Below are 26,495 nucleotides of genomic sequence, written 5' to 3'. Positions count from 1 at the left end.
TCACGCGGCTCGTCAGTGACGTAGCCGGGCGGCTGCGGCCAGAATCGGGGTGCTCACGACGGTGGCTGCGGCGCCGAGCGTGGTGTCGGTGGCCAGAATCCATCGGACTGTCTTCATGGCCAGGGTGAGGACTTCGCTGCCGCGCTGGCGCATGCCGGCCTCGAACTGGCCGACGGCGTCGGTGAGAGTGGTGCCGTCGGCAGCGTTGCTGACGTGCTTGAGCAGGCTGGCGGCGTCGCGGATGGCCGCGCCGGCTCCCATTCCGGCGGTGGGTGGTGTGGCGTGGACGGCGTCGCCAAGCGCGGTGATGCGGCCCGCGGGCCAGGGTGCGAGATCGTCCGCGCGGGTGGAGGCGGCGTTGAAGCGGAACCCAGCCACGCTGAGCGGGTCGGCACGGGTTATGATCTCGAGCGTGTGCTCGGCCCAGCTTCGCTCGCGGAACCGTCCGAGCAGCGCGGTCTTCAACTCGCCGCCACGCAGGTCACGCAGGGATTCAGTCGCAGCGGATTCGGGGAACATGGCGCCCCAGATGTAGGTGGGTCCGGTGGTAACCGACATCCGCAGCTCGGGGGCGACGAGCGCGGCGTTGCCGACCGGGTCGAGGAAGCCGATGTAGAGCGCTGCTCCGCGCGGGCCGACCGCCAGCCCCGATCGCGGCCTCAGCCGCTGCTGCTCGCCGGGGCTCAGGTCTTGTAGGAGAGTACGGCCGGAGAACCCGATGATGCCCGCCGGGCTGTTAGTCGGGCCTCCCGCCAGGTGGCGGGCGACCACCGAGTGGGTGCCGTCCGCGCCCACCACCAGATCCGCCGAGACCGGCGAGCGGTCGGTGAACAGAACCCCGGGCGCGCCGTCGTCATTATGGCCAACGTCGGACACGCTGCATCCCAGGTGCAGGCCATCACCGACCGCTTCGGCCAGCAGCATCCGCAGTGTGATCCGATCGACGTCGACACTCCCGCTGCCGCTGAGGTCCGGCCCATGGCCGAGCAGCCGGCCGCGGCGGTCCCAGAACGCGTCACGCTCGCGCAGCCGCAGCGCCGAACCCGATGCCAGCAACCGCTGCATGATCTTCGGTTCCACCAGATCTTTCAGCGCCGACTGCGCCCGCTCGTCCAGGGTGATGTGGTAGCCGCCCGTCGCCCCCACATCGGTGTCGCGGTCGAATACCGCCACCTCGAACCCCCGGCGACGCAGTCCCGCCCCCAGTGCGAGCCCGCCGATCCCGCCACCGACCACGACCACACGCATACCCGACCGTCCTTTCCGCCACTGCTCGCCTGAACAGAACCCACCCTGACATCGGTAGTGGACACCTAGTGGCCACTACCGGTCATGATGGGACGATGGCGAACACCTCACACCGGGCGTTGCGACTGCTGTCCTTGCTCGGATCAGGACGGCAGTGGCCGCTGCGCGAGCTCGCCAGACGGCTCGGGGCCAGCGAACGCACCGTCCGCCGCGACATCGAAACCCTGCGCCAGCTGGACTACCCGATCGCCACCATCCACGGCCCCGACGGCGGCTACCGGCTCGGCGCCGGGCACACCCTGCCGCCACTGTTGTTCGACCACGATCAGGCCCTCGCGGTCGCGGTGGCCCTGCAGACCGCGCCCAGTACGATGTTCGGCCTCGGAGACGACGCGGCGCGGGCACTGGCCACTCTGCACCAGGTCATGCCCCCTGCGCTGCGGGCATCCATGGAGAGCCTGCGCCTGACGCGGCTGGAGAACTACTGGGAGTTCCCAGCGCCCCCCATCGACCCGGCCGCCCTCACCGCCGTCGGAACCGCGGTACGCCACCGCCACCTACTCGTCACCGAGACACTGCGTCCCGACGGCACACGCCCCGAATCCGGTGACCCCGACTTCCTGCCCGCCCACCGTATCGAGCCCCACCACCTGGTCGTCTGGGCCGCGCGGTGGTACCTCGTCGCCTACGACCTCACCGACGACCGATGGTGTGTGCACCGCGTCGATCGACTGCGCCCCCGCCCTACAACGCAGCGCTTCGCCGCCCGCAAGCTTCCCGGCGACGACCTCGCCCACTTCGTGATGAGCAGCCACGACCGCGGCGACACCCCCGCCTCCTGGCAATGCACCGGTACCGCCCGTCTTCACCTGCCCGCTCACGTCGTGGCCCGCTGGGCACCAGGCGGGTCCGTCGTCGAACACCTCGACACCGACTACTGCCGGCTCACTCTCGGGGCCTGGTCCTGGGCTGGCATCGCCGGGATCCTCGCGACGTTCGACACCGAACTCACCGACCTCCACCCAGCCGAACTCGTCCAGGCATGCCGACGCCTCGCACACCGATGGGCCAAGGCTTCGGCGTAGCCAGGTGCTGTCCGGTTCACGTTGATTTGTCGCGCCTCGCGGTGCTCCGAGAGCGGGGTCGGTTACATGGCCTTGACCAGCGACAATGATCCTCATGGACATGGTCGTTGAGATTCATGTGCCCCTTGGGGAAGCCCCAAGCGCTCCGGAAGGTTCCTATCCCTTCCCGTGGATCGACCAGGTCGAGGACTTCCTCGCTGAGCAGGAGGCGGCGGAGGTGTATGACGATGGCGAGGAGTGTGACGGGGTGTACGTCTTCTTCATCACCGGAGCCACTGAGGAGGTTCTCCTGGCCGTGGCTTCTGGCACGGCTGGGCTTCCGGACATCCCGAGCGGAGTGTTCGCGATGGTCACGACCGATGAGGCGGAGGAGATCGGCCTCGGACGACGTGTCGAGCTGCCGCTCGGTTAGCCCTCTGCAGAAACGACGGCCGACCAGGGAGTCTTCTCTCTGCCGGTGGACGGCTCCTGGCGAACAGGACAGGCACGGTTTCCAAGATCATGGAGTTCTCTACGCCCCGTGACCTGCCTGGAAGGCTGTGCCTGCTGACGCATCATCGCTGATCCCACCTGCCCTTGACCAGCTCCGCGAGCGGCCCCAGGTTGTGCCAGGGGAGGCGCCGGGTCTGCTGGAACGGCTGGCCGAGGTGCCAGATCCTCGCGATCCGCGCGGGGTTCGGCACGCCCTGCCCGTCGTGCTCGCGCTGGCCGCGTGTGCGGTGTTGGCCGGGGCAACCTCACTGCTCGCGGTCAGCGAGTGGATCGTGGACGCACCACCGCAGGTGCTGGAACGGCTCGGCGTGCGGCCTGATCCGGTACTGCCGCGGCGGCTGGTCGCTGAGCGTTCGTGACGCCGACGAAAGGGTCACGGAGGTTGGGCGTGGCTGACAACCGCGGCTGAGACCGGATCCCGCCGTCGTCGTGCCCCGGCCTGGCAGGTCGGCGCTACCCGCGGTGGATCACGGCGCTCTGCGCCGCCGGAACGCCCCACGCCAGGACCACCGCGGGCCTTCCGCCGCCCCCGGCCGCCGAGTCGAACCTTCTTCCGTCCGTGAGCAATCCGACACACCGTCTCCTCACAGCCTGCCGCCCGCCCCTGTCGCACGGGACCCGACCTGCGCAGATGCCCGCCCCGACTGTCACCGGAGCGATGCCGCCGACACCCGTGCGGAGACGCAACGCGCGAAGTAGTGGCGATCAACGCCGAGCAGAACGGCGGTCGCGTACGTACTGGACGTACAACCGGGTCGGACCGGAAGTCGGACGAAGGACGAACGCGATGACGCCAATCAGCTGGGGCCGGTGGCCTCGACCGACACGCAGGAGCGTTGCCCTGGTCACCTGCGGGGCGCTGGCCGCGGCCGGGCTATCGGCCGCTGGTGCGGCGATGCTCCAGCCACAGACCGCGACGGCATCGAGCCACCGGGAGGCCCCGTTGATATCGGGGCAGCCACAGTTCGACAACACGGACGTGTACGCATTCGTCAGCCCGGACCATCCCGACACCACGACGGTCGTGGCGAACTGGCTGCCGTTCCAGGAGCCTGCGGGCGGCCCGAACTTCTTCCCGTTCGCAGGAGACGCCCGCTACAGCATCCACGTCGACAGCGACGGTGACGCGCAGGACGATCTGCTGTACCGGTACACGTTCAAGGACCACCGAAAGAACGAGAACACCTTCCTGCACAACACGGGTGTCGTGGAGAGCCTGGACGACCCCGACCTCAACTTCACCCAGACCTACGACATCGAGCTCCTTCGGCTGGAGCACGGCAAGGTGGTCTCCTCGCACCAACTCGCCAAGCACCTGCCGACGGCTCCCGCGAACGTCGGCAAGGCATCCATGCCCGACTACCAGAAGCTGCGCGACCAGGCCGTCCACGAGATCCCGGGCGGGCTGAAGACCTTCGCAGGCCAGGCCGACGACCCGTTCTTCCTCGACCTGCGCGTCTTCGACCTGCTGTACGGCGGCGACCTGTCGGAAGTCGGCAACGACACGCTTCGCGGTTACAACGTCAACACGATCGCGCTGCAGGTCCCGAACGCCTTTCTGCGGGAGTCCGAGGCTCAGCCGGTCATCGGCATCTACTCGACGACGGAGCGCCAGAACGCCGAAGGGCATTGGACCCAGGTGTCGCGGCTCGGCATGCCCCTGGTCAACGAGGTCGTCAACCCGGTCAAGGACAAGGACAAGTTCAACGCCTCGTCGCCCGAGAACGACGGTGACTTCCTGAAGAACGTCACCGAGCCCGAGCTGCCGAAGCTCATCGAGGCGATCTACAAGATCAAGGCTCCGGCCGAGCCGCGCGAGGACCTCGTCTCGGTGTTCCTCACCGGTGTCAAGGACATCAACCAGCCGCCCGGCGGGACACCCTCCGAGATGCTGCGGCTGAACACGGCGGTCAAACCCACGGGTGAGCCGAAGCGCCTGGGCGTGCTGGACGGCGACAACGCGGGCTTCCCCAACGGGCGACGCCTGACGGACGACGTACTTGACATCGCCCTCCAGGTCGTCGAGGGCGAACTCGTCGGTTCCGAGAACGACCTGGGCGATGCGGTGGACGCCAACGACAAGGCGTTCGGCCACTCCTTCCCCTACGTCGCCCTGCCTGCCTCCGGGTCCGACACCCGGACAGCCGCCGACGCCGGGACGAAGAGCGCCACCGGCCTGACGGGCGGAGTCTCCGGCCTCACCGGATCGTGGAGCGACGGCACCGTGCTGGCCGCGGGAGGCGCCGGAGCCCTGCTGGTGGCCGGGCTCGGAGCCCTCTGGCTGCGATCGCGCCGCCGCACCGCAAGCCGCTCCTGGCTCGGCTGACCCGACGGGACACAGGTCACCCCGAACGGCCCGGCGGCGCCATCCGCCCCCCACGGCGGCGCCGCCGGGCCACCTTTCGCTTCGACCGGAACGAGGAAGTTGACACACATGCCCGTACGGAAGCCGCTGCTTGCGCGAGTACGTGAGCGGGGGATCGGCCCGCACCTGCGCATCGCCGCCATTGCGGCCGTGGCCCTGGGACTCACCGCCGCCTCGATGGCACTCGGTGCGGACGCCGGCTCCGGCCGCCCGGCGCGGAGCGCGCCCGTGCTCGCCGCGGGACTCCCCGTGGAGCGGCTGCCGGCAGACGATCTCGCGCGGGGAACGGCGGCCCTGCAGCAGCACCTCGACGCACAGCCCAAGGATGCCACCGGGTGGGCGACGCTCGGCGTCGCGTACGTCGAACAGGCAAGGATCAGTGGTGATCCCACGCGGTATCCGAAGGCCGAGAAGGCGTTCGTGCGTTCGCTGAAGCTGCGTCCCGCCGCCGAGAACGATGCCGCGCTCGCGGGGCAGGCCGTGCTGGCCGCCGCCCGGCACGACTTCGCGTCCGCCCTGGACCTCGCGGACCGTGCTCTGCGGGTGAACCAGTACAGCGAGCGGGCACTCGCCGGCCGGGTCGACGCGCTCGTCGAACTCGGGCGGTACGACGAGGCGTACCGGGCCGTGCAGCTCGCCGACCGCCGCCGCCCCGGCATCCCGGTCTTCACGCGCTACGCGTATGTGCTCGAGCTGCGCGGCGACGAGGAAGGAGCCAGACGTGTGCTGACGCGGGCCCTGAGGTCCGCGACGGCTGCGGCGGACCGGGCGTACGTCGCCACCGCGCTCGGCCAACTCGACTGGAGCCAGGGCCGGTACCAGCAGGCCCTCGACCACTACGCCGAGGCACTGCGCGCCGATCCGCAGCACTTGCCGGCCCTGGAGGGGCGTGGGCGCACGTATGCCGCACAAGGGGAGGAGCGCAAGGCGCTGAGAGCTCTCGAGGAGGTCGCCCGGCGCCAGCCGCTGCCGGGGAGGGTCGCAGCACTCGGGGAGCTGCACGAGGCGGCCGGGGACCGGACCGAGGCCGCTCGGCAGTACGAGCTGGCCGGCACATGGATGCGGCTGGCAGACGCAGGCGGTGTTGCCACTGACCTGGAGTCGGCCCTCGTCGCCGCCGACCACGGAGACGCCGCCGAGGCACTGGCCTCGGCGCGCGCCGAGTGGAAACGCCGCGAGACCGTGCACACCGCGGACGCGCTCGGATGGGCACTCCATGCCAACGGCCGGGACCGGGAGGCCCTCGTCTATGCGAGGAAGGCGACGGCGCCCTCGCCCGGATACCGCAACGCGTCGTTCCTCTACCACCTGGGCATGATCGAACGAGCCCTCGGTGACGACACACAGGCCGCGCGCCATCTGCGCGCAGCGCTCGATCTGAACCCCGGCTTCTCGCCCGTCGGGGCGCGCCGGGCCGAATCGGCGCTGAAGGCCCTGCCGGACCCGGCGGGCCCGAGCGGGCGGAGCGCGTCATGAGGCGCCGCAGCGCCTTCCGCGCCCTGGCTGTACTCATGGCGGGCACCGCACTCGCGTTGGTGCCCGCCGGGGCCGCCGGGGCGCATCCCCTCGGGAACTTCACGGTGAGCCAGTACGACGGCATCGTCGTGTCACCGGGCCGGTTGCGCGTGGACCATGTGGAGGATCTGGCGGAGATCCCCGCCGCGCAGGAACAGCCCCGCATCGACACCGACGGGGACGGCCGTCCGGCCGAGGCCGAACTGTCGGCGTGGGCCCGCACGCGGTGCGACGCGGCGGCGCGAGGAGCACGGCTCGTCGTCGGTGGAGGAGAGCGGACCACCGTCACGGCCGGCCGGGCGCGCGCCGAAGAACGTCCCGGGCAGGCCGGACTGAAGACACTGCGTGTGACCTGCGAGCTGACGGCACCGCTGGCACGTGGCGAGGACATCCGTATCGCGTACCGGCCCGCGGATGCCTCGACCGTGGGAGGCTGGCGGGAAATCACCGGGCGCGGTGACGGAATGACCCTCCACGGCTCGGACGCGCCGCAGCGGTCCGTATCGCGTCGGCTGAGCGCGTACCCCGACGACCTCCTCTCCTCCCCGCCCGAGCACACGGCGGCTGCCTTCACTGTCCGGTCCGGTGGACCCGCCCTCGCGGACGGCGGCAGCGAGGCGGACAGGAACGGATCACCGGTGGCGGGCGTGCTGCCGCGTGGCGCGGACCGCTGGGCCGAGGCCCTGACCGGGCTGGTGGCCCGGCACGAACTGACCGCAGGCTTCGCGGCGTTCGCACTCGCCGTGGCCCTGTGCCTCGGCGCCCTGCACGCGATGGCACCGGGCCACGGCAAGACGATGATGGCTGCCGCCGCCACGGCCGGCGGCCGGACCTCGCTGCGTGATGTGCTCACGCTCGGTGCGTCGGTGACCCTGACGCACACGCTGGGCGTCTTCGCCCTGGGGGCGCTGATCACCGCGGGCTCGGCGGCCGCGCCCACCGTGGTCTCCTGGCTGACGGTGGCGAGCGGCGGGCTGGTGGCCGTCGCGGGGCTGCTGCTCGTCCGCAGGGCATGGCGACGGCGCCGCGAACCACACGCTCACGGGCACAGGCACGGGCACCGCCACGAGCTCGGCCATGACCGCGAGCATGTTGACGGTCCTCCGCAGGCCGCCGGGAGTACGGATGTACCCGCCGCGAAGCGGGTGCCGGCACTGGCCGCGGTCGGCGCCGGACACGGCGCTGCGGTGAGTCCGTCCGACGCGGCGCCCGTACCCACAGGCACTGGCCACCACCCTGGCCATGACCACGCGCACGGCCACCACCCTGGCCATGGCCATGCGCACGGGCACTCTCATGTCCCTCCCGCTCCCGGTCTGCGTGGGGTGGTCCTGATGGGTCTCGCCGGCGGACTGGTGCCGAGTCCCTCGGCCGTCGTCGTCCTGGTGGGGGCGGCGGCCCTCGGCCAGGCCTGGTTCGGGTTCCTGCTGGTCGTCGCCTACGGTGCCGGACTCGCGCTCACGCTCGCGGCAGCCGGGTTCGCGGTGGTCCGCCTGCGTGAGACCACCACGCGCAGGCTGGCGCTGCGACCGCGTGGCCGGCTCTTCTCGCTGGTCGGCCGAACCGCACCGATGGTCTCGGCCGTCGTCGTCCTGACGCTGGGATGCGGCCTGCTGCTCAGGGGTGTTGCCACGGCCCTCGGCTGAGGTACACACACCCGAGGACTCGTGACGGGGCACCTCGGCACCGAGGTTCCCATCCGGGAGGCGGATGTCCCGGTGCGCCGAGAACGGTCGCGTCGCGGTTCCGTGCACGACCGCGACGTACCGTACGGCCGGCACCTGATGCGGCGGAACCTCAAGATGAGCACGAACCGGAACGACATGAGCCTGATCCGGACCTCGATGCCGCTGTGGCAGCAGCCGGACGACTCCCTCTCCTTCGGCTGCTCGCGGGCTACCGGCGCAAGGACAAGCGGGCGGCTCGCAGGAAGGAAGCGTTCCCGATCACCCTGGCGCCTGCTCCGTAGCGACGGGTGGGAAGGGGAACCCGGCGGTCCCGCCGGCGTTGGTGACCGTGATCCAGCAACGGGACTCCCGAATGCAGTGGGCATCGACACTGTCAGGATCGTCATCCCACGGCTCAAGGTCCACCCATCGCCAAGAGTCGGCCGCATGCGCCACAAAATCTGGTACTCCAGCTGTAGTTCGTGATGATCCGTGGGGCAGAGTGGGGAGCATGTCTACGTACGAGACGATGTCGTTCCACCTTGAGACCGAGCGGCTGATACTCCGGCCGTGGGCCGAGTCGGACGCCGCTGAGTTCCGTGCCCTCCTCTCCGAACGCGGCAAGGGAACCCCCACGGTTGAGCACATCCGGACGTCCATCGCGGAGCTGCTCGCTGCAACGGAGACCACGGGGATCGCCCTGCTGCCCATCCAGCGCCGTGACGAAGGCGACTTCATCGGCTACTGCGGGCTGATCATCGGCCGCTCCACCGTGGAGGAGCCTGAAATCGCGTATGAGTTGTTCCGGCGCGCGCATGGGCGTGGCTACGCCACCGAGGCGGCCGGCGCAGTGCTCGATGCCGCTGTGGCGACCGGGCGGAAACGGCTCTGGTCGACCGTCGGTGTGTGGAACACACCGTCGCTCCGTGTCCTTGAGAAGCTCGGATTCGAGCGGCATCACGTTGCTACAGACGACCGTGGTGAGCATGTATGGCTCACACGCTCGTTGCCGTGACACGAGGTCGCGCCCCGGGACCTCGTACTCACGTGATCGAGTGCGCTCAGGCAGAGTAAGCGGCCTGACGGCAGTGGTGGCTGGCTCGGGATCGGGCTTGGTGGCGGCGGCGCCAGCGGGACCATCCGAGCCGGTGGGCCGTGCCGTAGCCGGCCTCGGGACTCGTAGGCCCCGGACCCCGACGGACAAGGGCGAGGGCCGGCCGGCAGTTCCCCAAGACACCGGGGGGCGCTTTCACGGAGTGAGCCTCGAGGCTCACCCCCGATCCTGGCATGACACCGCTCGAGCATCCCCCGGCCCAGACCGCGCCCTTGACGCCCCGCCAGGGGGCGGGATCCTCAACAGGACGACACCGGCACGGGTGAGGGGAGCAGGGCATGCACTGCCCGAGGTGCGGAGGCACCGCCACGCAGGGCCCGGACGGGTCATGGTCGTGCGCGAACTGTGGCCCTGTCAGCGGCAACACCCCCGCCGTGGCCGCCAAGCCACTACCCTCCGACGCATGAGCGCGCCACAACCCCACGTCCCGGCGGCCGATGCTGGGCCCGACGGCCCGCAGATCACCGAGACCGCCTGTGTGCAATGCGGCACCCACCTCGCCGGCCTCGACGGCCGGTATGCGTGCGGGTCCTGTGGGTGGACCAATCCATGGTCGGAGGGCTACAGGGCGCTGCCGACCGCGGAGGATGATCCGGACCATCCGGGGCCGGGCAAGACGCAGGCCCGCCGCTCGAACTGAGCGACGGGCCAGGGGCGCGAGGGCGGGCGGTTACTCGGCTGTCGGCTCGCCCCGTAGGGCTTGGCGGACGTGCGGGTCACTCCGGCCGATCGTGCGGGTGATGGTGTTCCGGTCCACCCCGCGGGCGTGCGCGGCGCGCATGGCGGCGTTCCTGCGGGCCACGTGCGCTTTCGTACGCGTCCTACCGGCGACGGTGCGTTGCAGGGTCTTCGCTCACCACAGGCATGCGTGGCCGGCCCAGATGGTGATGGCGCTGGGCGTGGGTGCGGTCTGATTGGCCAACATGTCCCCCTCGTGTCGGTGTGCTCCGTCTTTGAGGTGAGGGCGCGGGGCATGGTGGGCATGGGCGCGATCCGGCCTAGTGGAGGCACGACGCCCCCGACCAACGGGCCGGGGGCGCTGCTGAGGGGCCTGATCAGTTGTCGCGATCGACGTCCCCGTCTTCCGCGTGGTCGAGCATGTCCTCCGGATGCTCGTCGACCTCGTCCAGCCCTGACTTCTCGATGCTCCAGCCGATGACAAGCGTGTCGTAGTCGTCCTCGGAAAGGCTGTCGCAGGCCTCTGGCTTGCTGGTGTCGCCTTCGGCACGGGCCTTGATGGCGTTGAGGCACTTGGCCTGCTGGTCGGCTTCGCTCTCCCCGCATGCGGTGATCCCGAGGCCGGCGATCAGGAGTGCGGCAACGGCAGTGATGGTGCGTGTGCGCATGATGGCCCCGGTCAGTAGTTGCCGTTGGACAGAAGCTCGCCGTTCTTGTCGTACACGGTCACCAGACCGTTCTTGGACTGCTTCCAGTCGGCGAACGCGGAGGCGAGGATCTTGCCCTTCGACGAGTTCGGGCCGAGCAGGCCGCCCGAGTAGTCGGTCCAGATCTCCGCGGTGTCGAGGAAGTCGTTCTGCTCGTCGGCGCCCTGGACCTTGATGACGTGGCCGGCGGCGGTCTTTTCGGCAGGGGTGCCGTTCTGGGCGATGAAGGCCTTGAACTGGTCGGCCTGGGACAGCTCTTTCTTAGGTTGCTCCTTCGGGGCGGGCTTCGGGTCGTCTTTCGCGGGCGTCTCCGGGGCGGTAGACACCTTGTCGGGCGTCTTCGCCCCGCTGCTGGTGTCGTCTCCGCCGCCGATGAGGGCGCCCATGACGATCAGGAAAGCGAACACTCCGCCGACGGTGATGCCGGCGATGGCCCAGTTCGACAAGCCCTTCTTCGGCGGCGGCGGGGGCTGGTAGGGGGCGGGGCCGCTGGCGTAGGGCTGCCGGCCGTAGGGCGGTGTCTGGTGCTGCGGGTATCCGTAGCCGGGCTGCTGGGGCTGCTGGCCGTACGGGGGCGGGGTGGGCTGAGACATGCGAGGACTCCTGGGAAGCGGTGATGGGCGGTGCAGGTAGGGGCGGTGGAGCGGCGGGGTCAGCCGAGGCTGGACGCGAACGCGCCCGACTTCGCCTGCTCTTCGCTCATCTCCACCCGGCCGCGGTGACTGATCTCCACGGAGTAGAACTTCCGGCCCGCCGGGATCCCGTCGACGGCGATCTGGAAGGTGCACGTCCCGGCCGCCTCGTCGTGCGTCGACACGAGGAGCATGCTGTTGCCGACGATGGTGCCCTCGGCGTCGTACACGTTGACGTCGGTGCCCATGGTGATGTCGTCGTAGCCGCCGGAGCCTTCGCAGCCGCCGTGGTCGGTGCCGACGACACCGTCCTCGAGGACGAACTCGCCGCTGAGGAGGAACGTGGCCTCTTGGCTGGGTTCCGCAGGGGCCGCGCCGGCGGTGGCGGCCGGGGCGGTGGATGTGTCGCTGTCATCGCCGCTGTTGCTGGTGATGAGCCATGCGCTGCCGACGAGGGCTGCGCCGGCGGCGGCTCCGGCTATGGCGGTGACGATGGTGTGCTTACGCGAGGTGCGGGCGGGGCCGGCGGGCGCCGGGGGGACGGTCGCGGCGTCAGGGATGCCGGAAGCCGGCGTGGCGGCCGTGGGCGGGTCCTGCGGGGCATCCTCGGGGCTCGAGGCCGGGGACGGCTGTGCGTCGGTCATGGGCTGCCTTGTGTGTACGAAGTGCCGACGGTGTGTTCGAACCGTGACGGCATGGTGGTTGAGGTGTGTGACTCGCCCGGGTGGTTGATGGTTGCACGGTCGCGCCCGGTTCATCCGGCGGATCGTTACGGCTTTTGCCGGGCGAGGAGTTCACGGAGCGCCAGCGCCGCGCCGAGGCCGGCCGTTACGGCGGCCGCGGCGGTGGGCGCCCCGCGTCAACTATTCGCTGTGGCGGGATGGGGCCGTCCGTAGGGTTCATGCATGGCAGACGAGAGTGAGCGGGCCGTGCAGGCGCCATCGCGGTGGCGATGCGGGTTCTCGAACCTGACGTGCGTGCTTCCCCGGTCCTCGTCTCGGAGCAGGAGGGGGGTGACGACGGCGGCGTACATCGCGAAGCTGGACAGAGTGAGGGCGGCGGCCAACATGCCGGTGACTGGTGTCGACTTCCCTGAAGGCGGCAAGGCTCGGTGTCGGGGAACGGCTTTCAGCGGGTGAGGTCAGCCAGGCTGTTCAGTGCAGTGTCGATCTCGGCTGGAGTGTTGATAACGGCGGTACCGATCCGGGTGTAGGTCGAGGTGGACAGCCGCACGCGGTGGGTGGCGGCGTGGTCGACGACCTGCTGATGGGTGTGTCCGGCCACGCTGAAACAGTTGATGCCCGCTGACAGCTCCGCGTCGGCAGGGGTGTGCACGGTGACCCCGGGGATGCGGCTCAGTCCTTGTTTCACCCGCGTCGACAGCTGTGTGATGCGTGCGGCAACGCGTGCTCGGCCCAACTGCTCATGCAGCGCTACCGCCACCGGCAGGGCGAAGGCATGCTCGAACGCCAGAAACCCGCCGGGCGACAAGGGCGCTGCTCCCCCGCCACTGATGAAGCTCACGAACGTGGGCCGCAGCTGGTCGAGGACGTCCGGCGCCACCCAGACCAGCCCCGTTCCCCGTGGACCGAACAACCATTTGTGCGTTCCGGCGATCACCACGTCCGCGCCCAGGCCGGCGGCATCCTCGTCGATCGCCGCCAGACCGTGCACGCCGTCGACGACCAGCAGGCACCGGTCGGCAGGGCTGCGGCCTTCATTGGCTCGGCGCACCACCTCGGCCACCGCACGCACCGGCATCCGAAGCCCCGTGCTCGACTGCACCCAGGTGATCCCTACAACTCTGGTGTTCGGGCGAATCGCCTCGCCGACTGCCGCTGCGATGCCGTCCGCCGTCGCGGTGGCCGGATCGGCGAACCAGGAGCCCAGGCGCAGCGTGTTGCCATGCTTGTCGGCGGCCAGTCGGGCGGCCATGCGATGGGAGATGTGGTCGTACTCGGTCAACAGGAACTCCTGTCCCGGACGGGTCACGACGCCGTTATAGAAGACGCCCAGCCCGATGCTCGTGCTCGCCGTCATCGCGATGTCCTCGGCCTGGCCTCCTAGATAGGCCGCGAGCACCTGGCGTACCCGGGGCCATCCAGTAGGACCATCGGGCAGCACCAGCCCCGTGGGCACCGAGAGAGGATTGGCGTCGACCTGCGCACTCAGATGATCCACCGCATCACGCACCACCTTCGGATGCGAGGCCAGATAGAACAACGCAAGGTTCACCCATCCAGGCTCGAGGCGAAACTGCGCCCGCAAGGCGTCCCAGTCCACGCGCCCGTCAATCGTGGTGACCGGCCGCTCCCGCGGTGTGTTCACCCTTGCCGCGCCGGAACTGGGCACAAGGGTGACCGCCACCGCTCCCGCAGATCTCATCAACAGACCGCGCCGACTCGTCATCGACATCCAGCACCCCTTTGCACCGCGACCGGCGGAGCGGCGGCGGAATAGCTGTCCGGTGCCCTTCCAGGGACGAGGCTACGCAAAGTGGCCGCGGGCGCCGACAGCACCATTGCCCAAACGACCTCTATCGAGATGCCGCACAGCACAGACCGCCCGGGGAGACCAGCCATCTTGCCTGGAGAAGCACTCCATCTTTCCCCTGCGCGGGTAGGGCGTCGCGCCATGTCCCGTCGACATCTGCAGTAGTGCGAGGCCAGAGGGATTCGACTACATGGGTCCCGGCGACCGCACACGTCACCAACCGGGTGGACCCTTTGAAGAACTCGCGACAGTGGAATAGGCGAGCTCACCAGTACTGCCATCGCCGTCGCTGACTGCGGGACTGGCATGACAACGCGGCTGGCCGCCCGTCTCTGCGCGGGCTGCGCGCGCGGAGGGCCGTGCCGTTTGGGATGCGTCGTATGAGTGGGCAGTCGCGTCACGGCACCAGGCCCCATGGGCTTCGGGCCTACGTGCTGCTCGTGCTGGCTGTCCTTGCCGGGGTCGTGGCCATGCACGGCCTTGGACCAGCGGTCGCGTCGGCTCCGCCCGGCGCGACATCTGCCGCTGCACACAGCACGGCCGGCGCCGTCGAATCCCCGGCCCACGGTGGCGAAGCCGACGGGTGCGACTGCTCTCACGTCGAGGATCACGGTCGCGGTGGCGGCGGTCACGCGGAACATGCCGACGAGACGTGTGCGGCGAGCGGTACGAGCGCCGCGCCCGCGCTGCCGTCACTCGCCCCCTCGGGGGCATTCGCGCCTCCCACGATGGATGTGCCGACAGCGGCCTTCGCCGCCACGTCGGACGGCCGTGCGCCACCGTCGTTGAGTGACCTGCAGCTCCTGCGCATATAGGGGAAGCACCGGTGTGCCCGGCTTACGAAGCCGATGCCGCCGTACGTGCCACACCCACCTTCCCCAGCACAGGAGCAGTATCACCATGAGCACGCACCGTTCCATGATCCGCCGTGCCGCCGCCGTGGCGGCCGCAGCCACCGCTGCCGTCGTACTCGCCGCGTGCGGTGGGGGAGACGGCAGCGCGTCCGGCCACAACGGCCACAACTCGGCTGCGTCCCCCAGCACCTCCTCGTCGGCCCCCGCCAAGGAGGGCACACAGAACGCGGCGGACGTCGCCTTCGCGCAGGGGATGATCCCCCACCACCGGCAGGCCGCCGAATTGCTCGGCAAGAACTGAGGGCCATGGCACCCCCGGCGGGGGCGGCAATGCGTCGCCCCCGCTGTACCCCTGGCCCGAGGACGTACGTGTGCCCGGGCCACCACCCTCAGAGGATCAGGACCCCGTAATGATCACGTCGATCAGGCGGCCCTCCGGGCTGCCCGCCCGTCGCCGGCAGGTGGCCGCCGCCCTCATAGCCGTCTGCGCGCTGCTTCTCGCGGCGTGCAGCTCCGACGACGAAGAGCCCACCGCCGCCGCTTCGGACCCTGGCACCGGTCATCTGCACGGGCTCGGGGCAGACCCGGCCGACGGCACGGTATACGCCGCCGGCCACCTGGGAGTCTTCCGCCTGGCCGATTTGAAGGCCACACGCGTAGCGGACCACTACCAGGACACGATGGGCTTCACCATCACCGGACCCGCCGCAACCGGGCTTCCCGGATGCGGCCGGCCCGGTTCCCGCCCTGGGTGTCGTTCCGGTCATGGTTGTGGGGCCGGAACCAGGCGCTACCTGCACTCTCGTCCTCGGCTCACTGGTTTCAGGCCAAGTGCTCGGCCGATGTTGGTCGTTCTGCATGCGGCTGCGACCGGCGTCAGAGGATAAGATCACAGCATGGTCACGGCTCCGTCCTCCCGCATCTCGCGGGCCCGCTCGTCAGCGGGTCCGTTGCAGCTGCTGTGGGTGGCCATGACGCTGTTCGCCTTCGTGTACGCGCACGGCGTGAGCATGGAAGGCGTCAGCGGTCATCTGGATGCAAGGGCCAGTGTCTCCGTGGCAGTCGAGACGCATCGAACGGCACCTGGGGCCGCACCCTTGCAGCACCATGGCGGTGAGCACGGCCCCGACCATGTGGCTCAGGAATGCGTGCCAGGCCAGCCGCAGCAGGCTCCAGTGCTGGATGCGCCGGTGGCCTCCGCCCTTCTGGCGGAATCAGCGCCCCTTGTCAGTCGACCGGCTTCTTTCGGTTTCGGTGACACCGCATCGGCGAGACCCCTGCCGAGCGCGACGATAAGAGCCACGATTCTGCAGATCTAGAATTCCGGTGGCTCCGCGCCGGTTCGGGTCCCGCCTCTCTGCCCCTCCCATGGGCAGCTTGCCCACCAGGGCAGGCGTGACGAGGCCCGCCCCCCCGTCAGCCCTCAATTCCCGCCCAAGGCACCAGCGCGCCCGTGCGCGACTCCTCTTGCGGTGACACCTCAATGCCCAGCCCGCCTGCCGACTCCTCCTGCTCGGCGGACGAGTCCTGGCAGGCAACAGCTGCCGTGCGCCTGGGCAGTCGACCGTCCCGCCGCCTCTGCGCCCCATGGGCCGGTGAGAGGCGAGGGAGAGGTCGGCACCCCGACGCGCCATCAACGAAAGACGAGAGCAAGCGATGCACTCTCCCGATACGACCCACCCCACCAAGCCCGGCCAAGCCGCCCTGTCAGGGCTGGTCGGCAATACCCCGTTGCTGCGCGTAGGCGAGCCCTTCGCGCACGCAGGCCACGGCTTCTGGGCGAAGCTCGAAGGCTTCAACCCCGGAGGCATCAAAGACCGTCCTGCTCTGCACATGGTCGAACGCGCCCGCGCGCGCGGCGAGCTGCTACCAGGAGCACGAATCATCGAGTCGACCAGCGGGACGCTCGGGCTAGGTCTGGCCCTCGCCGGCATGGTTCACGGCCATCCGGTCACCCTTGTCACCGACCCGGGGCTGGAAATGTCGATGACCCGACTCCTGACGGCATACGGCGCGCAGGTCAATGTCGTCTCCGAACCACATCCGACCGGTGGCTGGCAGCAGGCCCGGCGGGACCGGGTCGCTCAACTGATGGTGCAGGAACCGGGCTCCTGGTGTCCGGACCAGTACAACAACCCCGACAACATCTCCGCCTACACCCCGCTCGCGCTCGAACTCGCAACGGAGGGTATACATAGACGAGTAGTCATACCCCTAGGGGTATGACTCTCATAGTTGGAGGAACCATGTCCTGCTGCACCCCCGACGGAAGCTGGCCACCGGCGCGGCTGCAGAAGCCGTTGTCGACGGCCGCACCACCGTCTACAACGTCGCCGGCATGACCTGCGGTCACTGCAAGGCCACGCTCATGAAGGAGATCGGCGCCCTCAGTGGTGTCCTGTCGTCGAGGTGGACCTGAGCGCCGGTCAGGTCGCGTCACGACCTCCGACGCGCGCATGAAGGAACTCGCGATCGAGAAGACCCGTAAGCGGGGCAAGCCCACTCCCAACAGTCGGTGGATCGACCGCCAGACCGCCCAGCAAGTGGTGGACTACGCCGTCGCCGGAAACAAGGCCCGCATCGACAAGTGGCTCAGAGAGGGAGCCAGGCAGCCGCTGGAACTCAAGGGAACGTTCGGGGCGAAGAACTCCCTCGGCGACGTCATGACCCACACTGGGCAGCACAGCAAGGCGGGCAACGGCTACGTGGTCCTCCTGCATCGCGCACCCGGCCATAAACCGGGGGGCTACTACGTGTCCACGGCCTACCCGGTTTGAGCGGCGTTACGGGAGTATTTGTGCACGACCAGACCATGAGCAGGGATGACCTCTGCTTCGATTTCGGCCTCACCGCCCTGGGCGGCTCGTTCCACGGCGACTGGGTGCTCTACGCAGAGGACCAGTGGGACCACATCGCCCAGCGGTACGGTCACGCCGGACCGCACAGCGCCAGGGACCGCCTGCTGCTGAGCGACGACGTCCGGCGGCTGGTGACGTCCACTCTCACCGGTGCCGAGCTGAACGCCCTGTGGCGGCTGACCGACAGCAGCGCGCTCGACGGCAGCCCGGACATCAGCGGCCAGGAGCGCGATTGGCTGGGCCGGGTCCTGTCGGTCGTGACACAGGCGCCGGAGCCGCGCGACCCGTACGAAGTGCCGCCCGCCGTCGTCGAGCCCTGCGCCCTGGGAACCGGAACGCCGGAGACCGCCCCGCGGTCCCGCATGCTGACCTACGAGCACCGGATGCTGGCCAGCCACGTAAAGGACCTGGCGGACAGGCTGAACCTGCGCCAGGAGGCGGTCGGAGTCACGCTGCCGCAGGCACGCGACGTGCTGGCACGCTGCGCCGAGGAGGTGTGCAGCGAGATCGCCTTCCGTTTCCTGCTGCACGGCTTCGAGGCCTTCGGGTCCTTCGTCTCGCAGGACCTGTACGGCCGGCTGGAGCGCCTCGGTGAACGGTTCGGATACGGCCCACACGTCGTGGACCGGATCCAGTACCTGGTGGAGTGAGCAACGCGGCGGCTCCGCCCGGCAGGCCAGGCCAGGCCAGGCCACCAGGTCCACCGGGCGGAGCGGCCGTCCCGCCGGTCTACCCCACTCCCTGAGGACCGCTCACAGTTTTCGAGGTCGAGGAACCTCGCGCAGGGCTGCTGGTAATGCTCGGCGGCCCCGGCTGCCAGAGGAAGCGGCCTTCGGCGTCGGAGGAATCCGTCGTCGGAGCCGCCCAGGATACGGTTCTTGGTAAAGCGCGCCGCCAGCAGTCGGTCCGCGGTCGGTCGGTGGTCGGGCACGGCAGCTCGGACGCCCTCCGGCCCGGTTCACTTGCCGCCGGGCCGGCGCAGGACCAGCCAGGCGAGGAGCGCGACGAGTGCGGCGTACTCCAGCCATGCGAAGAGGACGGCGAGCCCTTCCGTCGTCATGACTGGTCTCCCGTCGGCGAGGCGCGGACGGTGAGTCGCCGCTCGTGGAAGGAGAGGACGTCCGTCCAGGAGATCCGCCGGCTCCGGCGGTTGAGCAGGGTCGCGATGGCGGCGACCAGGTAGGGCCCGGTCACCTCGTGCTGTGCGTAGCCGAGTCGGTAGGCGAGGGCGGACGGCCCGACCACGACGGCTTCGATCCGCCACGGCTCTCCGTCGGACGGACGCGAAAGGCGGATGTCATGGACCTTCCCCAGCCGGCGTCCTCGGGTGTCCTCCACCACGGATCCCAGCAGGTCAGTCGCTCTCACGCTCACCCCCGGGCAGCCTGGAGACGAGGTGACGGCGCAGCCACCTCTCCGGCCCCAGAAGCCGGGGGAACGCCTGGGCGCGGGTGTCGACGGCGATCACGGTGCCGATTTCGCCGATCAGTTCGGCGGGTACTTCGACGGGCCCGTCGCCCGGTGAGAGCCGCCGGGCCATGGCGGTCCACCAGAGTCCTGCCCGGCCGCCGAGCCGTGCTCCGAACGCCTGCTGGCCGACCAGCAGGGCCGCGAGGACCGGCGGGCCGTCGGTGCCCCCGGCGGTGAAGAGGAGGTCGTCCACCTTTCCCAGATACGTACCGTCGGCGTCGACGAGTTGACGGTCGAGGAGTTCCAGGCCGGCGTCCAGGTACTCGGTCATGGTCACAGTCCCGCCTTGGTCGCGATGAGCAGGGGCAGGGCGGCCAGCGCGCCGGCCACCACGAGGAGGAGGTACACGGTGCCCACCGCGTTGGCCAGGCGCCCGTTGACCCGGTCCCCGAGGTAGCGGCGGTCGTTGGCGATAACAAGGATCGGCAGGTACGTCAGGGGCAGGACCGCGGCGCCCAGGTAGACGGCGTAGATGGTGACGGTCACCGGGTTGATCGTGGTGAGTGCCACCGCCACCGCGCCGAGCAGGGTCACCAGCAGCAGCGTGTGGAAGCGGCTGGCGTCGGCGGGGCGTGCGACCTTGCCCCAGGTCCAGCCGAAGTGGTGGGCCACGGTGTAGCTCGAGGAGAGCAGCGTTTCGATGGTGGAACCGAACACGGCGGCGACGATCCCCAGGATGGCCAGAGCGAAACCGACCTGCCCGAAGGCCAGGACGACGGGCAGCACGGTCTGGCTCAGATGCTCGACCTGGATTCCGGCGGGCTGCAGGACCTGGTAGGCCACCACCTGGATGCCGATGGCCAGGATGCCGCCGATGGGATAGCCGATCCAGCAGTTCATCCGGACTTCGGTGAGGTTGCGGGCCCGCCAGCGGTGCTCCACGGCCGCCGAGGAGAAGAAGAACACCTCATACGGCGTCATCTGCGCGCCGAGCATCACCAGCGCGTAGAAGAAGTAGGTGGGTACCCCTTCACCTGCCGGTACCTGCGGGTGCGTCACGTCGTGGAGCATCTCGCCCCAGTCCGGCCCGAGCTGCCAGACGGCCACCACGAAGACGAACAGCGCCATTCCGGCCAGGCCGTATGCCCGCTCCATGAATTCGAACGGCACACGCCAGATGACGAGCCAGGCAAGGAACGCGACCGGGGGGACCCAGAGCAGGTAGTGGACGTCCGTCAGGAGTTCGATGGCCAGGGCGATGCCGCAGAGTTCCGCGACGAGGGCGATCGCGTTGACGAGATAGGAGATGACGACGGTGGTCAGGCCGATGCGGGCTCCCATGCGCTCACGGATGAGGTCGAACACCGTGCGGCCGGTCACCACGGCCACGCGGCCGGCCATTTCCGAGTAGAGGGCCACACCGATCACCGCAACCACCGTGACCCACACCAGGGCGAGCCCGAAGCGTGCTCCGACGAGAGCGTCGGTGATCAGGTCGCCGATGTCGATGAAGCCGCCGATCGCCGTGAAGACGCCCAGCGCCAGGCTGAGGATCTTCTTCACGTCGGCCTGATCTGCTCGAAGCGCGACAGCCGGGCCGAGAGCGCGGGCAGCCGTTCACCCAGCGAGGCGAGTTCGGTGGCGTTGCCGTCGCGGGCGGCGATCCGGAGTTCCCCGAGGGTGCTGTGGCATTCGGTCAGCAAGGAGGTGATGCGGCTGCGCAGGCGGGTGCTCTCCGGGGTCGGCGGCTGCACGGAGCCGAGTTGCGTCGAGACCGTGCCGACCGCAGATTCCACGTCGGACAGCGTCCTGCTGGTGTAGGTGGCAGGCGACTTCCCGTCCTCCACCGCGGTGACGACGAGGCGCGCCGTCTCGACGGAGGAGCGCGCCGCTTCCGCGGCGTTGGCGACCTTCTCCTCGTAGTCGGTGCCTGTGCGGGAGGTGCCCACACAACTCGCCAGCGTCGCGAGAAGCATGAGCACCAGTACCGGTACCAGCACCAAGTCGGCGCGGTGCGGGCACATCCCGATCGCCTGCACGTCGGCGAGGGCACGGACCTTGGCCGGCCGTTCCTCGGCAGCGGTCACCTCCCTGCCGGGCGGTTCCCACGTCGTGCGGGGCAACGTTCCTCCGTGATTCCGCCACACCGACCGGTGACGCCGCTCGGTGTCCCTCGCGGCCAGCCTGACGTCCGGAACGGGCCCAGGAGCGCCGCCACCACACCGACGGGCGTTCATTCCACCGATTGGCAGCATCCCCGTGCACCTGGTGAGGCCGGGGGAATCGGGTGGCTGACGTTCTCCCAATGCTCATCTTCGGTTGGGAATCGGAACGGCGGTCCGCTCCTAGGGTGATGCGCGCCGCTCCCCAGCCCAGCTTCGAGAGGACTCCCATGACAGGCACGTCCGCCGGAAGACCGACCGGTCCCGGTTTCGAACGACGTACCCTCCTGCGCGGGGCCGCTGTGGCCGCCGCCGCGTCCGTCCCCTTCCAGGCCCTCGCCGCGCGGACGGCGGCAGCCGCGCCGGTCAAGTTCCCGTTCGATGCCGGCTACGGCCCGCTGAGTCCGGTCAAGGACCAGGCCACCGGTCTGGAACTGCTGCAGCTGCCGCGCGGGTTCGAGTACATCTCCTACGGCTGGACGAACGACCTCATGGACGACGGGGTCCGGACCCCGGGCTCGCACGACGGCATGGCGGCCTTCCGTTACGGGGATCGCGTCCACATCGTCCGCAACCACGAGCGCGGCGCCGGGCCCGCCTTCACCGCCCCGGCGTACAATCCCGAGGCCGGCGGCGGGACCACCACCATGGTCTTCGACCCGGACGCAGGCCAGTGGCTGGAGTCCTACGGCAGCCTCGGCGGCACCCTCCGCAACTGCGCCGGTGGGCCCACCCCGTGGAACACCTGGCTCACCTGCGAGGAAACCTTCTCCACGACGAGCGGCAAGCGCCACGGCTACATTTTCGAGGTGGCCTCCGAGGGCAAGGGCAACCCGGAGCCCTACCGGGCAATGGGCCGGTTCAACCATGAGGCCGTCGCCATCGACCCGGCCACCGGCTACGTCTACGAGACCGAGGACCGGGGCGACGCGTCGCTGTACCGGTTCGTCCCGGCGGTGCCGGGTGACCTCTCCAAGGGCGGCCGGCTGGAGGCCATGCGCATCGGCGCCACGACGTACGACACCCGCCGAGACGGGGAGAAGGCGTACGGCACGGTTTCCTGGGTGCCCGTGGAGGACGTCGACCCGGCTGCTGACACGGTGCGCCGCCAGGCGCAGGCGAACGGTGCCGCGGTGTTCAGCCGTCTCGAGGGCGCCTGGTACGGCAATGACCGCATCTACGTGATCACCACCGACGGTGGCCCCGCCCGCCAGGGCCAGGTCTTCGAACTCGACCCGGCCGCGGACGAGTTCCGAGTGCTTTTCGCCTCTCCGGGCGCCTCTGTGCTCAACGCGCCGGACAACATGTGCGTCAGCCCCCGTGGCGGCCTGGTCCTCTGCGAGGACGGCAGCGGGACCGAGTACGTCCACGGGCTGACCACGGACGGCGAGATCTTCCGCTTCGCCGCCAACGACGTCGACCTGCGCGGCGGGACGGCGGGCAAGGCCGTCGCGGCGGCCGACCACAGGGGATCCGAGTGGGCGGGCTCCGTGTTCGAACCGAAGAACGGCAACTGGCTGTTCGTCAACATCCAGACCCCCGGCATCACGTTCGCGATCACCGGCCCCTGGCGCCAGGGCGGGCTCTGATCCGTCCCCCGGGCACCGTCCGGACTCCCGTCCACGCCCCGCGCAACACGCTGAGGCGGCCGCTGTCCTGCCCCCTTCGGCCGGGGCAGGACAGCGGCAGTTGGCGCAGCGTCCCCCCCCGTACCGGGACTGGCTCACCGCCCGCCCGGTCGCAGCACAACTCCGGGCCGGGCCATAGCCGCCGAGGGGCAGCAGGAGGACCGTCACGGCAAGGTCTGATCCCCGGCCTGGTCACCGCCGGGTGTCGTGCCCTGCTGGACTGGGCGTTCCTCACCCGGGGGATGCACCGTGCCGAGTGGCACTGCCGCGCCGACAACGAGCGGAGCTCCGCGGTGGCCAAGAGGCTCGGCATGACGCTCGAGGGCGGCGCGAATCCTGGCCGGTCGGCGGTACCCGTCACGCCAAACAGATCTGGGCGGTCCTCGCCTCTGAAGGGTGTGCAGCCGAGCCTGGAATCCGGCCCGGGCACGGCAAATAGCCACCCTGCCCTGTACCTGGCCGGGGCCATGGTGTGGGATGGCCGCAGATAGCAAGAGCGAAGGGGGAAACGTGGCACGGACTCAGAACCTGCGGGAAGCCGCGCGGGCGTACGCGGGAGGTGCGAGCCCGCAACAGATCGCCGAGGAGGCTTTGCGCCGCCGCGCCGGTGGTGCGAGCGGTGACAGCGGCAACGGCGACGACGGAGGCCGGCGGCAGTCCGGCTCGGCCGGTGCGCAGCCCGGTCAGGGGAGTCAGGACGAGGGCATGGATCCCGGAGACTTCCCCGCCGCCCGGGAACAGGGCGGCAGCATCGCCACCGTCATGGCGCAGAAGACCGTCCCGCTGGACGAGGCCGGCGAGGCCCTCAACCGCAGCGAGCAGCGGAAGGAGGACGGCGAGCAGGTGCACGCCATCTGCCCGATGGTGATGCCGCGCGGCCGCTCCTTCCTGAGCATGCTGCCGGTCGTGTCGCTGCTCGTGCTCGGCGCCGTCGCGTCCGCCGTCGTCGCGGCGGCGGGAGACGGCCTGCTCACCCATCCGCTCTTCGGCATCCACTACTGGGTGATCTCCGTACTGGCCGTCGCCTTCGTCTGGGCGCGCCAGGGCATGGTGATGGTCCCGGACGGCTGCCAGGCGCTGATCACCCGCTTCGGAAAGCTGGAGAAGGTGGTGGGCCCCGGCCGGGTGATCCTGCTGAGCCCGTGGAAGCGGGTGTCGTACATCGTCAACACCACCCGCGAGTACCCGTTCAACGCACCGGTGCGCGAGGCGCCGACCAAGGGCGGAGTGAAGGCGTCGATCGACCTGTTCATCCAGTTCCGGATCAGCGACCCCACCGAGTTCGTCTACACGCTGGGCGCTGTGCGCGGCTTCGAGGAGAAGCTGAGCAACGCGGTGAGCGAGACCATCCGCAGTCTCATCTACGAGCAGGAGGCCGCCGCCATCTACGACATGGTCGGCGAGGACACCGGGCGTCTGCTCGAGCAGCTGAACCAGCAGTTCCGGCCGGCCGTCGAGCTGACGAACGCCAACATCACGCACGCCGAGCCGTCCGACCGCGCCTACCGCATGGACCTGGCGTCGCCCGAGATGGTGCGTGTGGCGAAGGAGGCGTACACCCACGAGTACGCCCTCCAGCTCCGCAAGGAGCAGGACGAGGGTGATCTGACCAAGGAACTGGCCACCCGGCAGGAGACGCTCTCGGCGATCCAGGCGGACATCGCGCAGTACCAGGCGCAGATGGACACCGCCGTGGAGCGCGAGACCAACCGGGCCGAGGCGCTGGCCCGCCAGCGATACGTGCAGGCCGAGTCGGAGGCGAAGGCCAACGCGGCGCTCCTGGAGGCGCAGGCCCTCGACATCCGCGCGGTGACGGCTGCCGAGGCACCGGAGATCCTGGAGTACCGCTACCAGCAGCAGGTGCTGGACACCCTGGAGCAGGTCGCGGACCACCTTCCGCGGCTGGTACGGATCGGTGGCCGAGGGGAGCGCGGGGAGGCCGCCGGTGTCGACTTCCTGCAGCTCGCCAAGGAGCTGATCGGCGAGCACGGGACGGAGCTGTTCACGGACGCGGACATGGCCACCATGCGCGCCCGGCTGACCGAGGTCGCCGCTCGTATCGCGGATCGTGAGATGGAGATCAGCGCTCTGCTGGAGGCCGACCGGCCGGTGGTACCGCCCGTACGCGGTGAGGAACCCGACGCCACGGAGCAGTCCGGCCCCGGGCCCCGCTCCGGGTCCCTGTCCCCGTCCGAGCCCGAGGAGGGCGCCCTGTGAGCACCGCACGTATGAACCGCAGGTCGGTCATCTCCGAAGCGGTCGCCCCCTGGAGCGAGATCGCCCAGCTGCTGCGCGGCGGCGAGGCCGGCACCCTGATTCCGGTCATCATTCCGCGTCACCGCCGCCGGCTCTGGTGGATGCTTCCGCTCTGGCTCGGTGTCTTCGCCCTTCTGTCCGGCGTGATGCTCACCCTTCGGGAAGCGGAGGCGGAGTCGGAGGGCAGCGACGTCGCCGACCTCGCCTACGGCGCCCTCGCCACCCTCGGTTACGCCGGCGGCTGCGTGCTCCTCCTCGCGGGCGCCCTCTGGTGGTGGCGCTCCTCGATCGTGGAGATCGAGCAGGGCACGAACGGTGTGCTGACCCGCTACGGCGCCGTCACCAACACCCTGGAGGCCGGCCGCCACTACCTGTGGCACCCGTGGTCACGGGTGGACTTCGTGGTGGACACCGCCACCGAGATCCCGTACTCCGCCCCGGTCATGGCCTGCCCGACCCAGGAGAACGTGCCGCTCCGGTCGATCGAGTTCTTCCTGAAGTTCCGCATCACCGACGCGGTGCTGTTCGTACGGACCATCGGCGCGGGCAACTTCGACCTGGTGCTCTCCAGCGCCGTCCAGGACGCGATCCGGCAGCGGGCGCGCCTGATGCGTACGGAGCGGGCCTACGACCTGCGCGGTTCGGACGTCGCCGACATGCAGGAGCTGCTCAACCGCCAGCTGTCCCGCTACGGGGTCCGCATCACCGGCTGCAACATCCCGGACGTACAGCTGCCGACCCAGTACCAGCAGCATCTCGCCACACGCGAGCGGGTGGCGAAGGAACGCCACGCGTACGAACAGGAGTGGGGCCTGACCCGTAAGCGCCGGATCGACAGTCTCGGCATGGACATCGAGCGCGCCAAGAAGGTCCGCGACGCCCGCATCGTCGAGGTGAAGGCCGCGCTGAACCGGGCGCGCGAGGCGGTGGCGCAGCTGCTCGAGGAGCAGGAGACCAACGCGCAGCGCGTGCGTTTCGAGATCGAGACGCGCGGGCGCAGCGGGCTCATCGCCGCCGAGAACGAGGCCCGTGCGCAGCGAGCCCTCGCCCAGGCGTACCGGGACAACGCCGCCGTGCTCCAGTACGAACTGGCCCGTCGCCGGCTGGAGGTCGGTGCGGAGCTGGCCACGCACGCCCCGCAGCCGGTGGTGGTCCGTACGGACGGACCGGGCAGCGGCGACACCTCCGCCCTGTCGACCCTGCTCACGGCGCAGCTGCTGCCGCGGCTGTCGCAGGCCCTGCCGACCGGGGACGGCGTTCCCGCCGCGCGGTACGCGGCGGACGACGAAGGATAGAGCGGTAAGCCGACGAAGGACAGAGCGGCGGAAAGC

At 69.9% G+C, this 26,495-nt stretch carries 29 protein-coding genes and 1 pseudogene; 18 read left to right on the top strand and 12 right to left on the bottom strand.

Annotated features, from left to right (window positions below):
• Nucleotides 1-12: 12 nt before the first annotated feature.
• The gene (locus ACZ4SA_RS05055) at nt 13-1,248 is read right to left on the bottom strand and encodes an FAD-dependent oxidoreductase (RefSeq protein ID WP_468269957.1); all 1,236 of its coding nucleotides are present in this window, start codon (nt 1,246-1,248) and stop codon (nt 13-15) included.
• Nucleotides 1,249-1,343: 95 nt separating this feature from the next.
• On the opposite strand from ACZ4SA_RS05055, the gene ACZ4SA_RS05050 reads away from it, so the two are divergent.
• Nucleotides 1,344-2,333, top strand: a complete 990-nt coding sequence (locus tag ACZ4SA_RS05050; protein ID WP_468269955.1) for a helix-turn-helix transcriptional regulator — start codon at nt 1,344-1,346, stop codon at nt 2,331-2,333.
• A 94-nt stretch (nt 2,334-2,427) separates the two neighbouring features.
• Nucleotides 2,428-2,745 carry a hypothetical protein gene (locus ACZ4SA_RS05045; protein WP_468269953.1) on the top strand — a complete coding sequence of 106 codons (318 nt, stop codon included), beginning with the start codon at nt 2,428-2,430 and terminating at the stop codon, nt 2,743-2,745.
• Between the two features lie 142 nt (nt 2,746-2,887).
• Here ACZ4SA_RS05045 and ACZ4SA_RS05040 read toward each other — a convergent pair whose 3' ends face one another.
• Complete coding sequence (locus ACZ4SA_RS05040; protein ID WP_468270343.1) at nt 2,888-3,016, bottom strand: hypothetical protein; 129 nt, start codon at nt 3,014-3,016, stop codon at nt 2,888-2,890.
• Between ACZ4SA_RS05040 and ACZ4SA_RS05035 the strand changes: the two genes are divergently transcribed.
• The 6 genes from ACZ4SA_RS05035 to ACZ4SA_RS05010 all read left to right on the top strand — a co-directional run bounded on the left by ACZ4SA_RS05035 (nt 2,981) and on the right by ACZ4SA_RS05010 (nt 10,126).
• Nucleotides 2,981-3,184 (top strand): transposase family protein, encoded by a 204-nt coding sequence (locus tag ACZ4SA_RS05035; RefSeq protein WP_468270321.1) that lies wholly within the window; start codon nt 2,981-2,983, stop codon nt 3,182-3,184. The two genes, ACZ4SA_RS05040 and ACZ4SA_RS05035, sit on opposite strands and share 36 nt — an antisense overlap.
• Nucleotides 3,185-3,612: 428 nt before the next feature.
• Complete coding sequence (locus tag ACZ4SA_RS05030) at nt 3,613-5,151, top strand: DUF4331 domain-containing protein (protein ID WP_468269951.1); 1,539 nt, start codon at nt 3,613-3,615, stop codon at nt 5,149-5,151.
• A 108-nt stretch (nt 5,152-5,259) separates the two neighbouring features.
• Nucleotides 5,260-6,666 carry a tetratricopeptide repeat protein gene (locus ACZ4SA_RS05025; protein WP_468269949.1) on the top strand — a complete coding sequence of 469 codons (1,407 nt, stop codon included), beginning with the start codon at nt 5,260-5,262 and terminating at the stop codon, nt 6,664-6,666.
• On the top strand, nt 6,663-8,351 hold the full coding sequence (locus ACZ4SA_RS05020; RefSeq protein ID WP_468269947.1) for a nickel transporter: 1,689 nt from the start codon (nt 6,663-6,665) through the stop codon (nt 8,349-8,351). Before ACZ4SA_RS05025 ends, ACZ4SA_RS05020 begins: the two co-directional genes overlap by 4 nt.
• A gap of 532 nt (nt 8,352-8,883) precedes the next feature.
• Entirely contained in the window at nt 8,884-9,387 is a 504-nt protein-coding gene (locus ACZ4SA_RS05015) for a GNAT family N-acetyltransferase (RefSeq protein WP_468269945.1), read from the top strand.
• A gap of 502 nt (nt 9,388-9,889) precedes the next feature.
• Nucleotides 9,890-10,126, top strand: a complete 237-nt coding sequence (locus ACZ4SA_RS05010; RefSeq protein WP_468269943.1) for a hypothetical protein — start codon at nt 9,890-9,892, stop codon at nt 10,124-10,126.
• Nucleotides 10,127-10,156: 30 nt separating this feature from the next.
• Here ACZ4SA_RS05010 and ACZ4SA_RS05005 read toward each other — a convergent pair whose 3' ends face one another.
• From ACZ4SA_RS05005 to ACZ4SA_RS04985, 5 genes are all read right to left on the bottom strand, one after another.
• A complete protein-coding gene (locus ACZ4SA_RS05005; RefSeq protein WP_468269941.1) occupies nt 10,157-10,288 on the bottom strand; it encodes a hypothetical protein in 132 nt (43 codons plus the stop codon).
• 253 nt (nt 10,289-10,541) lie between these two features.
• Nucleotides 10,542-10,832, bottom strand: coding sequence for a hypothetical protein (locus ACZ4SA_RS05000; protein WP_468269939.1), 291 nt, complete (start codon nt 10,830-10,832; stop codon nt 10,542-10,544).
• An 11-nt stretch (nt 10,833-10,843) separates the two neighbouring features.
• On the bottom strand, nt 10,844-11,464 hold the full coding sequence (locus ACZ4SA_RS04995) for a hypothetical protein (protein ID WP_468269938.1): 621 nt from the start codon (nt 11,462-11,464) through the stop codon (nt 10,844-10,846).
• A 59-nt stretch (nt 11,465-11,523) separates the two neighbouring features.
• On the bottom strand, nt 11,524-12,147 hold the full coding sequence (locus ACZ4SA_RS04990) for a hypothetical protein (protein WP_468269936.1): 624 nt from the start codon (nt 12,145-12,147) through the stop codon (nt 11,524-11,526).
• A gap of 484 nt (nt 12,148-12,631) precedes the next feature.
• Nucleotides 12,632-13,786, bottom strand: coding sequence for an aminotransferase class V-fold PLP-dependent enzyme (locus tag ACZ4SA_RS04985; protein WP_468269934.1), 1,155 nt, complete (start codon nt 13,784-13,786; stop codon nt 12,632-12,634).
• Between the two features lie 581 nt (nt 13,787-14,367).
• Between ACZ4SA_RS04985 and ACZ4SA_RS04980 the strand changes: the two genes are divergently transcribed.
• Together ACZ4SA_RS04980 and ACZ4SA_RS04975 are read left to right on the top strand one after the other, a co-directional pair.
• Nucleotides 14,368-14,811 carry a DUF6153 family protein gene (locus ACZ4SA_RS04980; protein WP_468269932.1) on the top strand — a complete coding sequence of 148 codons (444 nt, stop codon included), beginning with the start codon at nt 14,368-14,370 and terminating at the stop codon, nt 14,809-14,811.
• A gap of 85 nt (nt 14,812-14,896) precedes the next feature.
• Nucleotides 14,897-15,151 carry a hypothetical protein gene (locus ACZ4SA_RS04975; protein WP_468269930.1) on the top strand — a complete coding sequence of 85 codons (255 nt, stop codon included), beginning with the start codon at nt 14,897-14,899 and terminating at the stop codon, nt 15,149-15,151.
• A 588-nt stretch (nt 15,152-15,739) separates the two neighbouring features.
• Here ACZ4SA_RS04975 and ACZ4SA_RS04970 read toward each other — a convergent pair.
• Nucleotides 15,740-15,862: a hypothetical protein gene (locus ACZ4SA_RS04970; protein ID WP_468269928.1), complete on the bottom strand. Its 123-nt coding sequence runs from the start codon at nt 15,860-15,862 to the stop codon at nt 15,740-15,742.
• Between the two features lie 644 nt (nt 15,863-16,506).
• Between ACZ4SA_RS04970 and ACZ4SA_RS04965 the strand changes: the two are divergent.
• The 4 genes and pseudogenes from ACZ4SA_RS04965 to ACZ4SA_RS04950 form a co-directional block, all read left to right on the top strand.
• A pseudogene (locus ACZ4SA_RS04965) lies at nt 16,507-17,061 on the top strand (pyridoxal-phosphate dependent enzyme); the annotation flags it as partial.
• A 127-nt stretch (nt 17,062-17,188) separates the two neighbouring features.
• Entirely contained in the window at nt 17,189-17,269 is an 81-nt protein-coding gene (locus ACZ4SA_RS04960; protein ID WP_468270319.1) for a hypothetical protein, read from the top strand.
• Between the two features lie 37 nt (nt 17,270-17,306).
• Nucleotides 17,307-17,627, top strand: coding sequence for an RNase A-like domain-containing protein (locus tag ACZ4SA_RS04955; protein ID WP_468269926.1), 321 nt, complete (start codon nt 17,307-17,309; stop codon nt 17,625-17,627).
• A gap of 35 nt (nt 17,628-17,662) precedes the next feature.
• Nucleotides 17,663-18,358, top strand: coding sequence for a hypothetical protein (locus ACZ4SA_RS04950; RefSeq protein ID WP_468269924.1), 696 nt, complete (start codon nt 17,663-17,665; stop codon nt 18,356-18,358).
• Nucleotides 18,359-18,764: 406 nt separating this feature from the next.
• On the opposite strand, the gene ACZ4SA_RS04945 is transcribed toward ACZ4SA_RS04950, so the two are convergent.
• From ACZ4SA_RS04945 to ACZ4SA_RS04930, 4 genes are read right to left on the bottom strand one after another with little or no spacing between them, the layout of a single operon-like run.
• A complete protein-coding gene (locus tag ACZ4SA_RS04945) occupies nt 18,765-19,076 on the bottom strand; it encodes a PRC-barrel domain-containing protein (RefSeq protein ID WP_468269922.1) in 312 nt (103 codons plus the stop codon).
• Nucleotides 19,063-19,455, bottom strand: a complete 393-nt coding sequence (locus tag ACZ4SA_RS04940; RefSeq protein WP_468269920.1) for a PRC-barrel domain-containing protein — start codon at nt 19,453-19,455, stop codon at nt 19,063-19,065. Before ACZ4SA_RS04940 ends, ACZ4SA_RS04945 begins: the two co-directional genes overlap by 14 nt.
• Nucleotides 19,452-20,681 (bottom strand): NRAMP family divalent metal transporter, encoded by a 1,230-nt coding sequence (locus tag ACZ4SA_RS04935; RefSeq protein ID WP_468269918.1) that lies wholly within the window; start codon nt 20,679-20,681, stop codon nt 19,452-19,454. Before ACZ4SA_RS04935 ends, ACZ4SA_RS04940 begins: the two co-directional genes overlap by 4 nt.
• Entirely contained in the window at nt 20,678-21,241 is a 564-nt protein-coding gene (locus tag ACZ4SA_RS04930; protein ID WP_468269916.1) for a hypothetical protein, read from the bottom strand. Before ACZ4SA_RS04930 ends, ACZ4SA_RS04935 begins: the two co-directional genes overlap by 4 nt.
• A 269-nt stretch (nt 21,242-21,510) precedes the next feature.
• Here ACZ4SA_RS04930 and ACZ4SA_RS04925 point away from each other — a divergent pair, with 269 nt between their 5' ends.
• From ACZ4SA_RS04925 to ACZ4SA_RS04910, 4 genes are all read left to right on the top strand, one after another.
• Complete coding sequence (locus ACZ4SA_RS04925) at nt 21,511-22,869, top strand: alkaline phosphatase PhoX (RefSeq protein WP_468269914.1); 1,359 nt, start codon at nt 21,511-21,513, stop codon at nt 22,867-22,869.
• 281 nt (nt 22,870-23,150) lie between these two features.
• Nucleotides 23,151-23,399, top strand: a complete 249-nt coding sequence (locus ACZ4SA_RS04920; RefSeq protein WP_468269912.1) for a GNAT family N-acetyltransferase — start codon at nt 23,151-23,153, stop codon at nt 23,397-23,399.
• Between the two features lie 19 nt (nt 23,400-23,418).
• Nucleotides 23,419-25,125 carry an SPFH domain-containing protein gene (locus ACZ4SA_RS04915; protein WP_468269910.1) on the top strand — a complete coding sequence of 569 codons (1,707 nt, stop codon included), beginning with the start codon at nt 23,419-23,421 and terminating at the stop codon, nt 25,123-25,125.
• The gene (locus ACZ4SA_RS04910) at nt 25,122-26,459 is read left to right on the top strand and encodes an SPFH domain-containing protein (RefSeq protein WP_468269908.1); all 1,338 of its coding nucleotides are present in this window, start codon (nt 25,122-25,124) and stop codon (nt 26,457-26,459) included. The genes ACZ4SA_RS04915 and ACZ4SA_RS04910 overlap by 4 nt, the downstream gene beginning before the upstream one ends.
• The last annotated feature ends 36 nt before the right edge of the window (nt 26,460-26,495 follow it).

The sequence above is a fragment of the Streptomyces sp. NPDC027962 genome, from assembly GCF_055566095.1.
The sequence above is the reverse complement of the archived record's forward strand: the minus strand, read 5'-3'. Positions and strand labels throughout refer to the sequence as shown.

Excerpts from the sequence above, each read along its gene's own strand:
- ACZ4SA_RS05055 (WP_468269957.1), bottom strand. The coding sequence starts at position 1,248 with ATGCGTGTGGTCGTGGTCGGTGGCGGGATCGGCGGGCTCGCACTGGGG.
- ACZ4SA_RS05050 (WP_468269955.1), top strand. The coding sequence starts at position 1,344 with ATGGCGAACACCTCACACCGGGCGTTGCGACTGCTGTCCTTGCTCGGA.
- ACZ4SA_RS05045 (WP_468269953.1), top strand. The coding sequence starts at position 2,428 with ATGGACATGGTCGTTGAGATTCATGTGCCCCTTGGGGAAGCCCCAAGC.
- ACZ4SA_RS05030 (WP_468269951.1), top strand. The coding sequence starts at position 3,613 with ATGACGCCAATCAGCTGGGGCCGGTGGCCTCGACCGACACGCAGGAGC.
- ACZ4SA_RS05025 (WP_468269949.1), top strand. The coding sequence starts at position 5,260 with ATGCCCGTACGGAAGCCGCTGCTTGCGCGAGTACGTGAGCGGGGGATC.
- ACZ4SA_RS05020 (WP_468269947.1), top strand. The coding sequence starts at position 6,663 with ATGAGGCGCCGCAGCGCCTTCCGCGCCCTGGCTGTACTCATGGCGGGC.
- ACZ4SA_RS05015 (WP_468269945.1), top strand. The coding sequence starts at position 8,884 with ATGTCTACGTACGAGACGATGTCGTTCCACCTTGAGACCGAGCGGCTG.
- ACZ4SA_RS05010 (WP_468269943.1), top strand. The coding sequence starts at position 9,890 with ATGAGCGCGCCACAACCCCACGTCCCGGCGGCCGATGCTGGGCCCGAC.
- ACZ4SA_RS05000 (WP_468269939.1), bottom strand. The coding sequence starts at position 10,832 with ATGCGCACACGCACCATCACTGCCGTTGCCGCACTCCTGATCGCCGGC.
- ACZ4SA_RS04995 (WP_468269938.1), bottom strand. The coding sequence starts at position 11,464 with ATGTCTCAGCCCACCCCGCCCCCGTACGGCCAGCAGCCCCAGCAGCCC.
- ACZ4SA_RS04990 (WP_468269936.1), bottom strand. The coding sequence starts at position 12,147 with ATGACCGACGCACAGCCGTCCCCGGCCTCGAGCCCCGAGGATGCCCCG.
- ACZ4SA_RS04980 (WP_468269932.1), top strand. The coding sequence starts at position 14,368 with ATGCGTCGTATGAGTGGGCAGTCGCGTCACGGCACCAGGCCCCATGGG.
- ACZ4SA_RS04975 (WP_468269930.1), top strand. The coding sequence starts at position 14,897 with ATGAGCACGCACCGTTCCATGATCCGCCGTGCCGCCGCCGTGGCGGCC.
- ACZ4SA_RS04970 (WP_468269928.1), bottom strand. The coding sequence starts at position 15,862 with ATGCTCACGCCGTGCGCGTACACGAAGGCGAACAGCGTCATGGCCACC.
- ACZ4SA_RS04960 (WP_468270319.1), top strand. The coding sequence starts at position 17,189 with ATGACCTGCGGTCACTGCAAGGCCACGCTCATGAAGGAGATCGGCGCC.
- ACZ4SA_RS04955 (WP_468269926.1), top strand. The coding sequence starts at position 17,307 with ATGAAGGAACTCGCGATCGAGAAGACCCGTAAGCGGGGCAAGCCCACT.
- ACZ4SA_RS04950 (WP_468269924.1), top strand. The coding sequence starts at position 17,663 with ATGAGCAGGGATGACCTCTGCTTCGATTTCGGCCTCACCGCCCTGGGC.
- ACZ4SA_RS04925 (WP_468269914.1), top strand. The coding sequence starts at position 21,511 with ATGACAGGCACGTCCGCCGGAAGACCGACCGGTCCCGGTTTCGAACGA.
- ACZ4SA_RS04920 (WP_468269912.1), top strand. The coding sequence starts at position 23,151 with ATGCACCGTGCCGAGTGGCACTGCCGCGCCGACAACGAGCGGAGCTCC.